This window comes from Thiogranum longum (genome assembly GCF_004339085.1).
GTDB classification, from domain to species: Bacteria; Pseudomonadota; Gammaproteobacteria; order DSM-19610; family DSM-19610; genus Thiogranum; species Thiogranum longum.
In genome coordinates this window covers 221,761-233,791 of the sequence record NZ_SMFX01000001.1, presented here as the reverse complement: position 1 = coordinate 233,791, position 12,031 = coordinate 221,761, and the positions used below count along the sequence as shown (strand labels likewise).

Genomic DNA, 12,031 nt, shown 5'->3' with positions numbered 1-12,031 from the left:
GACACTATGGGCAAACCAACCGGATTCCTGGAGTACCCGCGCAAAGACCGCGGCTACAAACCTGTTGAAGAACGCATCAAGTATTTTGGTGAATTCATCATTCCCCTGGATGAGCAGACGCTCAGCACCCAGGGCGCGCGTTGCATGGACTGCGGCATCCCCTTCTGCCACGAAGGATGCCCGGTCAACAACCTCATTCCGGACTGGAATGACCTGGTGTACAAGGGCAAGTGGGAAAAGGCCAGCAAGGTGCTGCACTCGACCAACAACTTCCCGGACTTCACCGGCCGTATCTGCCCGGCGCCCTGCCAGGAATCCTGCACACTCAACCTGATCGACGATCCGGTTACCATCAAAACCATCGAGTGCGCCATCGTCGACAAGGCCTGGGACAATGGTTGGCTTGAACCGAAGATCGCCGAAAACAAAACCGGCAAGAAAGTTGCCGTCATTGGTGGCGGGCCTGCGGGCATGGCCTGCGCCCAGCAACTGGTTCGTGTCGGGCACAATGTCACCCTGTTCGAAAAAAATGATCGGTTCGGTGGCCTGCTGCGCTACGGCATCCCTGACTTCAAAATGGAAAAGCACCACATCGACAAGCGTATGAAGCAGATGGAAGCCGAGGGCATCCATTTCAAACCCAACACACATGTCGGCGTTGATATCAGTGCACAGAATCTGTTCGGTGAATTTGATGCGATCGCCCTCACCGGCGGTTCCGAGCAGCCGCGTGACCTGCCGGTACCCGGGCGTGATCTGGAAGGCGTGTATTTCGCCATGGAGTTCCTGCCACAGCAGAACCGCCGTGTGGCCGGTGATAAAATTCCTGAAAATGAATCCATCATGGCCACCGGTAAAAAAGTTGTTGTCATCGGTGGCGGTGACACAGGTTCCGACTGTATCGGAACCTCCATCCGCCAGGGTTGTGAATCCGTCACACAAATCGAAATCCTGCCCAAACCACCGGAAAAGGAAGACAAGCTACTCACGTGGCCGGAATGGCCCAACAAGCTACGCACCTCTACCTCGCAGGAGGAAGGCGTCACACGCGAATGGAGCGTTGCGACAAAAGCATTTATCGGCGAAAACGGCAAACTGAAAAAACTGCACTGCATTCGCCTCGAGTGGAACAAGGATGACCAGGGCCGCTGGCAGATGAGCGAAATCGAAGGCAGCGACTTTGAGATCGAGGCCGACATGGCATTGCTGGCGATGGGTTTTGTGCACCCGATCCAGGAAGGTTTGTTGAATGACCTTGGCGTTGAGTACGATCCGCGCGGCAATGTGAAGGGCGACACGGAAGGTGAAACGGCCTACCAGACGTCCATTAAAAAGGTATTTGCGGCCGGTGATATGCGCCGCGGGCAGTCTCTTGTTGTGTGGGCGATTCGTGAGGGGCGGCAGTGTGCGCGGGCGGTGGATGAATTCCTGATGGGGGCTTCCGAACTTCCTCGTTAACGTCAGGCTGGTGGGCAAGCATGGCGGATTAATCAGTGGTTCCCTATAACTCTGACACCGGGCGAAAATAACACCCCAAAAAACAGGATGACACCTCACACCCTAACCGGTTTAATACACCCCATGACTGAACTGAAAAACGACCGTTTCATCCGCGCCCTGCTGCGCCAGCCCGTTGACGTTACCCCCGTGTGGATGATGCGCCAGGCCGGCCGCTATCTGCCCGAGTATCGCGAAACACGCAAGAAAGCCGGCAGTTTCATGGATCTTTGCACCAATCCCGAGCTGGCCTGCGAAGTCACCCTGCAACCGCTCGAACGTTTCCCGCTTGACGCTGCCATCCTGTTTTCCGACATCCTTACCATTCCGGATGCCATGGGACTGGGTCTGTACTTCGAGGAGGGCGAGGGTCCGCGCTTCAAAAACCCGCTACGCGATGAAAAACAGATTGCCGCGCTCGGGGTACCCGATCCGGAACAGGAACTGCGTTATGTCATGGATGCGGTTCGTACCATTCGTCGCGAACTGAACGGGCGTGTGCCGCTTATCGGCTTCTCCGGCAGCCCATGGACCCTGGCGACCTACATGGTCGAGGGAGGCTCCAGCAAGGACTTCCGTACCATCAAGGCGATGCTGTATGAGCGCCCGGAACTGCTCGATCAATTGCTGGAAACTGTCGCGCAATCCGTTGCCCTTTATCTTGATGCACAGATCAAGGCCGGCGCGCAGACCGTCATGATTTTCGATACCTGGGGCGGCGCACTGACGCCTTCCGACTACTGCCGTTTCTCGCTGAAACCGATGGAACGCATTATCCAAAGTCTGCAAAAAAATATGGGCGACGAGAAAGTCCCGGTTATCCTGTTTACCAAGAACGGTGGTCAGTGGCTGGAAGCCATGACCGATACCGGCGCCGATGCGCTGGGACTGGACTGGACAACGGACCTCGCGGATGCACGTCGTCGTGTCGGCGCACAGGTTGCATTACAGGGTAATCTCGATCCCTCTGTGCTCTATGCCTCGCCGAAAACCATTCGCGAACAGGTCGGCAAGGTGCTGGCGAGTTTCGGAAAGGGCAACGGGCACGTGTTCAACCTGGGTCACGGCATACACCCCGGAATCAACCCGGAACATGCGGGCGCGATGATCGAAGCAGTTCATGACCTGAGCCGCGCCTACCACGACCAGTGAAGTTGTGATTAACCCGTCATCCCGGCGCAGGCCGGGATCCATGATGCTGGATGCTATGGATTCCGGCCTGCGCCGGAATGACGACGGGTGAAATTCTAGCGCACTTCGCTCAACAAACGACTGATCATCCCCTGCGCCTGTGACAGGTAGCTGCCACCAAACAGGTTGTAGTGATTAAGGATGTGATAGAGGTTGTAGAGTGTCTTGCGCGTCGCGTAGCCCGGATCCAGCGGCCAGTCATTATTGTAGGCGGCATAAAAATCTGCCCCGAATCCCCCGAACAGTTCTGTCATGGCAATGTCGGTTTCACGGTCGCCGTAATAGACCGCGGGATCGAAAATGGTCGGCTCGCCTTCCTGCGTAAAGGCATAATTTCCCGACCAGAGGTCGCCGTGCAGTAACGAGGCCTCCGGCTCGCGCCCGTCCATCAAGGCCGGTAACCACTCGATCAATTCACCACCACCGGCCTCCAGTTCACGGCCGGCGCCGGCTTCAACAGCCAGGCTGATCTGGAAACCAAGACGATGCTCCGCCCAGAACGTTATCCAGCGATTCTCCTGCGCATTACTCTGCGGGGTGGAGCCTATGGTATTGTCGCGATGCCAGCCGAAGCGGTCAGCGGTACAACGATGCAGGGCAGCGAGTCCTTCGCCCAGCCGCGTCGCCGATCCCGTGCCACCCAGCGGCAGGTACTCCATGGCCAGGTACGACTGCCCCTCAGCCGTGCCCCACACCAGTGGCTCGGGAATCCGCAAGGGACAAGACTGACGTAGCGCCTGCAGGCCTTCCACCTCCGCTTCGAACATATCCAGCTTTGCGGCGCGGTTGAGCTTGACGAAAAAAGACCGGTTTTCATCTTCGAGGCGCCAGGCCTCATTGATTGAACCGCCACCCACGGCAACCGGGCGGCTCGCCTTTAGGGGTCTGCCGATGCGGGATTCCAGTTGCCTGGCGATGTGTTTCCAGATAGCCATTTTCAGATAACAGGCAGCCTCTGATCAGTGCGTCATTGCGATGCCTTGACCCGCACAAGGGTAAGGTACCCGTAATGAAGCCCGGAGGGATTCTATGGGAGCAGCGCGGCAATCTCTCCAGTCTTGCACCAGGTCAAACAGATTGCCGCGCTGCGCTCACAATGACTACTTGCCTCAGCCGAGCAGTTTCAGGCGCTCGTGCATCAGGCTGGTGCGCGGGAAGTGCGCCATAAGGAACTCCATCTGATCGGCCAGAATGCGTTTGCCTTGCAGGTAGATATATTCGGCATGGGTAGGTGTAAAGGGCACTGCCAGTAACTCCATGCCGGCCTGCTCCGGGCTGCGCCCGGCCTTGTGGTTATTGCAGCGGCGACAGGCCGTTACCACGTTGGTCCAGGTATCGGCCCCGTTCTGGCTGATGGGCGTCACATGATCGCGCGACAGGTCGCTGACACGGAAGCGCTCACCGCAATACATGCAAAGGTGTGCGTCACGGCGAAACAGCGCGGGGTTATTCAATGGCGGGACATAGCGGCCCCGGTTGCGCGTCAACACACGGTTGCTGCCGTAAGTAGCGATAATGGAATTGACCCGGATGATGCTCCTGCGCCCGGTGCGGGCACAGATGCCACCGTGAACCGTGTACAGGTGGGTGCCGCAGCTGTAGGCCACCTGCTCCAGGTAGTAGAGACGCACGGCATCCTGGTAATTGACCCATTCCAGCGGCATGCCGGAGGCATCGGTTCTCAGGACTTGCTGATGTAAATCGTACACACAAACCTCCCGAATCCGGTTTCCTGTATCTTACCCCAGAAATCCCGCATCGTGTAAGCGGTTGAGTCGCACAATTCGCTACAGTGTCACCTTTTCCAGACGTTACATCGTCGCCGCGAATCCGCTATCATTCCGCCCCTTATGCAGCTTTACCGCATTATTCGGCGCAAAACAGCCAAACAGAACAAAACCGGCCGGTTGAATTGACTGGCCCGAGCTGGAGAAATTGAAGATGTCGATACGCCTTGGCGTGCCCAAAGAAATCGAGGCCGGTGAGCGGCGTGTGGCGCTGGTTCCGGCGATTGCCGACCGCTTCGTCAAGTTGGGCGTCGAAATTATCATGCAACGTGGCGCCGGCGTCAGCAGTCACTACCCGGACGACGCCTACCAGAATGTCACGCTGGTCGATGACGCCGCCGCGGTGTACCAGCAAGCTGACCTGGTGCTGAAGGTACAGCCTCCCAACGCGTCTGAAATCGAGCAAATGAAAGACGGCGCCGTGGTGGTCGGTATGATGCAGCCACACCGCTACCCGGAGCGCGTTGCCAAACTGCGCGACCACAGGATTCTTGCTTTTGCTATGGAGCTGGTACCGCGTATCTCGCGCGCCCAGAGCATGGACGTCCTGTCATCGCAGGCGGCAGTCGCCGGTTACAAGGCCGCCCTGCTGGCTGCCAACCACGCCAGTGGCTTCTTCCCCATGCTGACTACCGCCGCCGGCACCATCCGCCCGGCCAAGGTGCTGGTGATCGGTGCTGGCGTCGCCGGCTTGCAGGCTATTGCTACCGTCAAGCGCCTCGGCGCCATGGTAGAGGGTTATGACGTACGCAGTGCAACCCGCGAGCAGGTCGAGTCTCTGGGAGCAAAATTCGTCGACACCGGTGTATCCGCCGAAGGTGAAGGCGGTTACGCCCGTGAGCTGACTGACGAGGAAAAAGCCAAACAGCAGGAAGTGCTGGAAACACACATCATCGCGGCGGATGCCGTGATCACGACGGCTGCTATCCCCGGCCGGCCATCACCAAAAATTATCCGCAAGACTATTGTCGAGCAAATGAAACCCGGTGCTGTCGTCATCGATCTGGCTGCCGAAGGTGGAGGCAACTGCGAAGTCACCGAGCCAGGCAAACTCATAGAACACAAGGGTGTAGTGATCTACGGTCCGTTAAACGTACCGAGCGAACTACCCATCCACGCATCGGAAATGTACTCTCGCAACCTGCTGAACTTCCTTACCCCGATGATCGTGGAGGGTGAATTCAGGCCCGATTTCGACGATGAAGTCATAGCCGACAGCACACTGACCCGCGAGGGTGAAATCAAACACGCCCCCAGCCGCGAGCTGGTGGAAGGACCTGCATCATGATCGAAGGCTTTACTGCACTGTATATTTTCATGCTGGCCGGCTTTACCGGTTACGAGGTCATTGCCCGCGTACCGGTCATCCTCCACACGCCGTTGATGTCGGGCTCCAACTTTGTACACGGCATCGTACTGGTAGGTGCCATGGTCGCCATGGGCCACGCGGATACGGGTATAGAGAAACTCATCGGCTTCATTGGCGTCATGCTGGCCGCCGGCAATGCAGTTGGCGGCTATGTGGTTACCGAGCGCATGCTGGAAATGTTCAAGAGCAGCAAGGAGGCCAAATAAATGGGCTTCCTGATCGACGTCAGTTATTTCCTCGCCGCAGCACTGTTCATTCTCGGCCTCAAGCGCATGAGTTCGCCGGCCACTGCGCGTGGCGGTATTGTGTGGGCGGGTGTCGGTATGCTGGTCGCTACCATCATTACGTTTGCTACACCGGGCATGCATAACTATGGCTGGATAACGCTGGCAATCGCCATCGGTGGCGGTCTGGCCTGGTACAGCGGCAAAAAGGTCGCCATGACCGATATGCCTCAGATGATCGCCATTTATAACGGTATGGGCGGTGGCGCCGCTGCCGCCATTGCGGCAGTCGAGTTGTTACGTGGCACCTTCCCCTCTGCCACCTTCCAGGTGCTTGCCGTTGTTGGTGCCATGATAGGCTCGGTGGCCTTCTCCGGTTCCATGATTGCCTTTGCCAAGCTGCAGGGCCTGATAAAGCGCTCGATGAATTTCTCTAACCAGCAACTCATCAACCTGCTGGTATTCGGTGCCATGCTGGTGATGGGCATTATGCTGATGGGCGCCGATCAGCCCGGCACCGGCAGTATTATGATTTTCTTTGCCCTTGCACTGGCGTTCGGCATCATGATGACCCTTCCCATTGGCGGAGCCGACATGCCGGTGGTCATCTCCCTGTACAATGCGCTGACCGGTCTGGCCGTGGCATTTGAGGGATTTGTACTCGGTAACGCGGCAATGATCATTGCCGGCACCGTGGTCGGCTCGGCTGGCACGCTGCTCACCCAGTTGATGGCGAAAGCCATGAATCGCCCCATCTCCAACGTGTTGTTCTCGGGATTTGGCACGGGTAGCAGCGGCGAAGCCGCTGTAGAAGGTGAAGAAGGCATTATGAAAGAAATCGATGCTTCCGACGCCGCCGTTATGATGGCCTATGCCAACAAAGTCATTATCGTTCCAGGCTATGGTATGGCCGTTGCACAGGCGCAGCATAAAATATGGGAACTTACCCGGCTGCTGATGGAACGTGGCGTCACCGTCAAGTTTGCCATCCACCCGGTCGCTGGCCGCATGCCCGGTCATATGAACGTGCTACTGGCCGAGGCCGGCGTGCCCTACGACCTGATCTACGACCTGGAAGAAATCAATAATGAATTTGCCCAGGCCGACGTTGCCCTGGTGATCGGCGCCAATGATGTGGTCAACCCGGTCGCCCGCAGCAACCCGGACAGCCCGATCTACGGCATGCCTATTCTCGACGCCGACAAAGCCAAAAACGTCATTGTTATCAAGCGTGGTCGCGGCAAGGGCTTCTCGGGTATCGAGAACGGACTGTTCTACCTCGACAACACGCGCATGCTGTATGGCGACGGCCAGGAAGTCGCGGGTAAACTGATCTCTGAAGTGAAACAGCTTTAACTGATCTCTGACTTATTCATATTTCGTCACTACGGCGCAGGCCGGAATAACGATTCAACCTGGGCGATGACTTGATCAGCGTTTCTTTTTTCTCAGCGCTGTAATCTGTTACGAAACTTCTGCTTTTGCGCTGGCGTCATGTTCTGCCAGCGATCACGCTGTTTCTGACGAAACGCCTTGCGCTCATCGGCTGACATGGCTTGCCATTTTCTGCGCAAGGCCTCGCGCCGTTCTGGTGGTAGTTGCTGGAACCACTGCCGACGCTTGCGCAAACGCTCCTGTTGTTCCGGTGACAACTGTTTGAAACGCTCATGGCGTTCACGCAGCAGCTTGCGCTGCTCCGGTGTCATCGCCTGCCAGCGTTTGAAGCGCTCCCTGACTTCGGCCTTTTGCTCCGGCCCCATGTGCTGCCAGCGTTCTGCGCCCTTGCGCAACTTCTCCTGGCGTTGTGGTGGCAGAGTGTCCCAACGCTCCCTGAAAGATTTGAGTACTTTCTGTTCAGTGGCGCTCAGTGATCTCCAGGCAATGGCGTCCTCTGCCCTGACATTAAACGATAGCAAACTACCGGCCAGCAACAGACACACCATGGCAATCCCGAATAAACCCTGACCCGTTCGTCCTCCGTCATACCGGCGAATGCCGGTATACAGGGAAATCACTGCACTGGATTCCGGCATTCGCCGGTATGACGGACTGTTCGGTATTCGCTTAGTGTGTTTCATCGCTCTGCTCCACATTCAACTTCGGCTCCGGTACAGCAGGCGCATCGACCGGAGTTTCGTATTCAAGGGGATCCTGCCAGTCGCCTTTTTCATCTTCCCATTCGCCAAGAAATTCCAGAAAAGCCTGTGACAGATCCTCACCCTGTGCGTCATCTGCGGCCGGGGCAGCCGCTGCCATCAGACACAGGGCAAGCCCCCAACTGCTGATTGTCCAGCTACGGCAGACAGCCAGTAACCCGTTAAGCCTGAACAATCTCATCGACTCAACTGCTTGCCTGCGTAGTATCCAGCCAGTCGTAGAAATCCAGCTCCTCGATCAATTCCAGGTCTTCCGACTGTGCGACCAGTTCCAGCGCCTCCGGGTCATCACCCGGTAAACTGACATCCTGGTTGAGCAGTAGCGCAACGGTCAGCAAGGATGCCGCAATGGCAGACAACGCGGCTACCGGCAGCCAGTGCGTGTGACGCGACTTGCTGTCCAATGCGTTACGGCGTGCAGCCGCAAGCCGCGCAGCGGTGACCTCATCGAGTGCCTCGGCGTGCTGGTCCAGCGTGTTGCGGACCTGGTCGACAAAAGGCTTGTCGTCGATATTCATGGCCAATGATCCTCCAGTTGTTCACGCAGCCGGTGTATGGCGCGGGAATAATGCGTCTTTACACTTCCTTCACTACAGCCCATGGCAAAGGCTGTCGCGGAAACATCCATACCTTCCCAGGCCCGTAACAGGAACGCCTGCTGCTGGCGCAGCGGAAGATCCTGCAAGGCAGCCTGCAAATGCGCCATGGCATCCTCACCAGCCAGCTGTCGTTCGATGCCCGGCTGCCTGTCCGGCAAATTCTGAATCGCATCACTGCGCTCATCATCGTCATGTCCATGCAATCCGCCCAGCCAGACGCGGAAACGATTGCGTACCCGGTTACGGCGATACCAGTCGCGGATGCGGCTTTGCAGGATACGATAGAATAGCGGTGGCCAGTCAGCGGATTCACGGTCGCCGTAGGACTTCACCAAGCCCAGCATGGCGTCCTGCACCAGGTCGAGTGCGTCCTCCCGGCTTCCCGTAGCGATCTCGGCCATGCGAAATGCACGCTTTTCGATCGCCACGAGAAATTCATCGATAGATTGTCCGGCATCCAGTGGTCTGCCCCCTTGCCCGGCGGATAACGTCCTATTCTACGCAGTTAGCGCTACAACATCTCCCCGCCAGCGTGATCTCAATGGCGCCTGGAAGCACGATCCAGGCGATGATTAATCCGCTCACCCTTACGATCCAGGTGATGATCGATACGATCACCCTTGCGATCCAGCCGGTGGTCGATACGGTCACCCTTGCGATCGAGACGATGAGCCAGGCCATTCTTTCCATTGGCAGCGGCGCGATCAGCGGCACGATCCAGGCGCCTGTCAATACGATCACCTTTGTGGTCCAGCCGGCGCTCGACCCGGTCACCCTTGACGTCCAGGCGGTGTTCGATCCGGTCGCCCTTACGATCCAGATACGCGTTATCCGCATGAGCGAGGCCGTTACCCAGTAGTGCAGCGCTTGTAACCAACAGTGTCATAATGGTTTTTTTCATTATCTTGCCCTCTTCTGTAATGGAATGAATTGCCTTGTACACCCCCTTCAACGCACAATGTCGCGGACGGTTGACCGGACAGGTGAAAAAATATTGATCATGGCGGATAAGCCACAGATTCTTGAAGTGGCGGTGCCTTCGCCGTTGTTCCGGCGCTTTGATTACCGCGCCCCGGATGACGCCCCGGTCAAGCCAGGCATGCGTGTGATCGTGCCCTTCGGAAGCCGCAAGGTAGTGGGCGTGGTGCTGGCGCTGCGCGATCATAGCGATGTCCCGCCAGCGCGCCTGAAAACCGCCGATGCCTTGCCCGACCGCGCCCCGGTGCTGGATGCCGAACTGATGCAGTTGCTGAAATGGGCCGCACACTACTACCACCACCCGATTGGCGAAGCGCTGGCGACCGCGTTACCGGTCTTGCTGCGTAAACCTGAACCACCGCCCGTGCCCGACAGGCAGCGTTGGCGGCTTACTGAAGCGGGCTGTAAACAATTACCTGATAGGCTGAAACGCGCCGTGCGCCAGGCACAGGTACTGGTCGAACTGGCAAGTCATCCACAAGGACTGCCACGCGCCGCATTGCCGGCAGCGCGCTCTGTACTGACAGCAATGGAAGAGAAAGGCTGGATCGAAAGGTTTGAAACCAGTGACGCACCCGGCCCGACACCCCATGCACTGAACACCGAACCACATCCACTTAATACAGCACAGCGACAGGCGGTTGAAAGCATTTCCGCCAGCGCAGGCCAATACAATGCCTTTCTGCTTGAAGGTGTCACCGGCAGTGGTAAAACCGAAGTGTATCTGCAGGCCATCACACCGCTACTGGAAGCCGGCCAGCAAATTCTGGTGCTGGTACCGGAGATCGGCCTCACACCGCAACTGGTGGAGCGCTTCAGCACACGCTTTGCCGCCGACATCGCCGTACTGCACTCGGGGCTGAACGATCGCGAACGCCTGGACGCATGGCGTGCTGCGGCCAGTGGTCAGGCCGGTATTATCATCGGCACACGCTCGGCAATTTTTACCCCGCTGGCACGGCCCGGTCTTATCGTTGTCGATGAGGAACACGATGCCTCACTCAAGCAACAGGACGGTTTCCGCTACTCGGCACGTGACCTGGCCGTATGGCGCGCGCGCCAGCTGGACATTCCCGTGGTGCTGGGTACGGCCACCCCTTCGCTGGAAAGCCTGTTCAATGTTCAGCAGAAACGCTATCGTAAACTACACCTGCCGGAACGTGCCGGCAGCGCCGCCACGCCACCACTTAAAATCCTCGACCTGCGCGGACAGCCTATGCGCAGCCTGCTCAGCACCTCATTGCTGGAGGCCATACGCGAACACCTGAAAAATCACGGACAGGTTCTGCTGTTCCTGAACCGCCGTGGCTATGCACCGGTGCTGTTATGCCACAACTGTGGCTGGATTGCGGAATGCCGGCGTTGTGATGCACGCATGACACTACATCACCGCAGTGGCGAGCTACGCTGTCATCACTGCGGCAGCCAGCGACGCGCCGAAACCGACTGCCCGACCTGTGGCAATGATGACTTGCTGGCTGTCGGCGAAGGTACCGAGCGTATCGAACAGGCCTTGCAGGCGTATTTCCCGGATGAAACCGTGCTGCGTATCGACCGTGATACCACGCGGCGCAAGGGTTCGCTGGAAGCCGCACTCGCCGACGCGCAGTCCGGCAGGGCACGCATCCTGCTCGGTACCCAGATGCTGGCCAAGGGCCATCACTTCCCCAACGTCACGCTGGCCGCGATTCTGGATGCCGACCAGGGCCTGTTCAGTGCTGATTTCCGTGCCAGTGAGCGCATGGCACAGTTGATCGTGCAGGTGGCAGGCCGTGCCGGCCGCGCCGACAAACCCGGTGAAGTAGTGATCCAGACCCACTTCCCGGAACATCCTTTGCTCCACCAACTGATTGCCGGAGGTTACCCGGCATTTGCAGAAGCCGCACTGAAGGAACGCCAGCAGGCGCTGCTGCCCCCGTTTGCCAGCCTCGCACTGCTGCGCGCCGAGGCGACACGCGCTGATTTCCCGCGTGATTTCCTGCAACAGGCGCGCGAACTCGCCGAACCCCTGTGCGCTGAAAATGTACAACTGTGGGGACCGGTAGCCGCACCCATGGAGCGGCGTGCCGGCCGCTACCGCGCGCAGTTAATGCTGCAGGCCGACAACCGCGCCGACCTGCAACGATTGCTAAAACACTGGGTGCCATTGCTGGAAAGAGAGAAACTGGCACGCAAGGTGCGCTGGTCCATCGATGTCGACCCGGTAGATATGTACTAGCCTGCATTTCTC

13 protein-coding genes are annotated in these 12,031 nt (G+C 58.0%); 6 read left to right on the top strand and 7 right to left on the bottom strand.

What is annotated here, in order from left to right:
- Positions 1–6 precede the first annotated feature (6 nt).
- A complete protein-coding gene (locus DFR30_RS01125) occupies positions 7–1,458 on the top strand; it encodes a glutamate synthase subunit beta (RefSeq protein ID WP_132970923.1) in 1,452 nt (483 codons plus the stop codon).
- A 123-nt stretch (positions 1,459–1,581) separates the two neighbouring features.
- Positions 1,582–2,649, top strand: a complete 1,068-nt coding sequence (gene hemE / locus DFR30_RS01120) for a uroporphyrinogen decarboxylase (RefSeq protein WP_132970922.1) — start codon at positions 1,582–1,584, stop codon at positions 2,647–2,649.
- A 95-nt stretch (positions 2,650–2,744) separates the two neighbouring features.
- On the opposite strand, the gene DFR30_RS01115 is transcribed toward hemE, so the two are convergent.
- Both DFR30_RS01115 and DFR30_RS01110 read right to left on the bottom strand, forming a co-directional pair.
- Entirely contained in the window at positions 2,745–3,623 is an 879-nt protein-coding gene (locus DFR30_RS01115; RefSeq protein ID WP_132970921.1) for a fructosamine kinase family protein, read from the bottom strand.
- 174 nt (positions 3,624–3,797) lie between these two features.
- Entirely contained in the window at positions 3,798–4,352 is a 555-nt protein-coding gene (locus DFR30_RS01110; protein ID WP_132974330.1) for an HNH endonuclease, read from the bottom strand.
- Positions 4,353–4,629: 277 nt separating this feature from the next.
- Here DFR30_RS01110 and DFR30_RS01105 point away from each other — a divergent pair, with 277 nt between their 5' ends.
- The 3 genes from DFR30_RS01105 to DFR30_RS01095 are packed head-to-tail and all read left to right on the top strand — an operon-like array spanning position 4,630 to position 7,424.
- Entirely contained in the window at positions 4,630–5,763 is a 1,134-nt protein-coding gene (locus tag DFR30_RS01105; RefSeq protein ID WP_132970920.1) for a Re/Si-specific NAD(P)(+) transhydrogenase subunit alpha, read from the top strand.
- Positions 5,757–6,050, top strand: a complete 294-nt coding sequence (locus tag DFR30_RS01100) for an NAD(P) transhydrogenase subunit alpha part 2 (protein WP_207891922.1) — start codon at positions 5,757–5,759, stop codon at positions 6,048–6,050. Before DFR30_RS01105 ends, DFR30_RS01100 begins: the two co-directional genes overlap by 7 nt.
- Positions 6,051–7,424 carry an NAD(P)(+) transhydrogenase (Re/Si-specific) subunit beta gene (locus tag DFR30_RS01095; RefSeq protein ID WP_132970918.1) on the top strand — a complete coding sequence of 458 codons (1,374 nt, stop codon included), beginning with the start codon at positions 6,051–6,053 and terminating at the stop codon, positions 7,422–7,424.
- 92 nt (positions 7,425–7,516) lie between these two features.
- Here DFR30_RS01095 and DFR30_RS01090 read toward each other — a convergent pair whose 3' ends face one another.
- The 5 genes from DFR30_RS01090 to DFR30_RS01070 all read right to left on the bottom strand — a co-directional run bounded on the left by DFR30_RS01090 (position 7,517) and on the right by DFR30_RS01070 (position 9,724).
- Complete coding sequence (locus DFR30_RS01090) at positions 7,517–8,146, bottom strand: DUF3106 domain-containing protein (protein WP_207891775.1); 630 nt, start codon at positions 8,144–8,146, stop codon at positions 7,517–7,519.
- Positions 8,133–8,405 carry a hypothetical protein gene (locus DFR30_RS01085; protein WP_132970917.1) on the bottom strand — a complete coding sequence of 91 codons (273 nt, stop codon included), beginning with the start codon at positions 8,403–8,405 and terminating at the stop codon, positions 8,133–8,135. The genes DFR30_RS01090 and DFR30_RS01085 overlap by 14 nt, the downstream gene beginning before the upstream one ends.
- A 4-nt stretch (positions 8,406–8,409) precedes the next feature.
- Positions 8,410–8,742 (bottom strand): DUF3619 family protein, encoded by a 333-nt coding sequence (locus tag DFR30_RS01080; protein WP_132970916.1) that lies wholly within the window; start codon positions 8,740–8,742, stop codon positions 8,410–8,412.
- A complete protein-coding gene (locus tag DFR30_RS01075; RefSeq protein ID WP_207891921.1) occupies positions 8,739–9,284 on the bottom strand; it encodes an RNA polymerase sigma factor in 546 nt (181 codons plus the stop codon). The genes DFR30_RS01080 and DFR30_RS01075 overlap by 4 nt, the downstream gene beginning before the upstream one ends.
- 77 nt (positions 9,285–9,361) lie before the next feature.
- Positions 9,362–9,724, bottom strand: a complete 363-nt coding sequence (locus DFR30_RS01070) for a hypothetical protein (protein ID WP_132970914.1) — start codon at positions 9,722–9,724, stop codon at positions 9,362–9,364.
- A gap of 99 nt (positions 9,725–9,823) precedes the next feature.
- Here DFR30_RS01070 and DFR30_RS01065 point away from each other — a divergent pair, with 99 nt between their 5' ends.
- Positions 9,824–12,019, top strand: a complete 2,196-nt coding sequence (locus tag DFR30_RS01065) for a primosomal protein N' (protein ID WP_132970913.1) — start codon at positions 9,824–9,826, stop codon at positions 12,017–12,019.
- The last annotated feature ends 12 nt before the right edge of the window (positions 12,020–12,031 follow it).

Excerpts from the sequence above, each read along its gene's own strand:
- DFR30_RS01125 (WP_132970923.1), top strand. The coding sequence starts at position 7 with ATGGGCAAACCAACCGGATTCCTGGAGTACCCGCGCAAAGACCGCGGC.
- hemE (WP_132970922.1), top strand. The coding sequence starts at position 1,582 with ATGACTGAACTGAAAAACGACCGTTTCATCCGCGCCCTGCTGCGCCAG.
- DFR30_RS01115 (WP_132970921.1), bottom strand. The coding sequence starts at position 3,623 with ATGGCTATCTGGAAACACATCGCCAGGCAACTGGAATCCCGCATCGGC.
- DFR30_RS01110 (WP_132974330.1), bottom strand. The coding sequence starts at position 4,352 with ATGCCGCTGGAATGGGTCAATTACCAGGATGCCGTGCGTCTCTACTAC.
- DFR30_RS01105 (WP_132970920.1), top strand. The coding sequence starts at position 4,630 with ATGTCGATACGCCTTGGCGTGCCCAAAGAAATCGAGGCCGGTGAGCGG.
- DFR30_RS01095 (WP_132970918.1), top strand. The coding sequence starts at position 6,051 with ATGGGCTTCCTGATCGACGTCAGTTATTTCCTCGCCGCAGCACTGTTC.
- DFR30_RS01090 (WP_207891775.1), bottom strand. The coding sequence starts at position 8,146 with ATGAAACACACTAAGCGAATACCGAACAGTCCGTCATACCGGCGAATG.
- DFR30_RS01085 (WP_132970917.1), bottom strand. The coding sequence starts at position 8,405 with ATGAGATTGTTCAGGCTTAACGGGTTACTGGCTGTCTGCCGTAGCTGG.
- DFR30_RS01080 (WP_132970916.1), bottom strand. The coding sequence starts at position 8,742 with ATGAATATCGACGACAAGCCTTTTGTCGACCAGGTCCGCAACACGCTG.
- DFR30_RS01070 (WP_132970914.1), bottom strand. The coding sequence starts at position 9,724 with ATGAAAAAAACCATTATGACACTGTTGGTTACAAGCGCTGCACTACTG.
- DFR30_RS01065 (WP_132970913.1), top strand. The coding sequence starts at position 9,824 with ATGGCGGATAAGCCACAGATTCTTGAAGTGGCGGTGCCTTCGCCGTTG.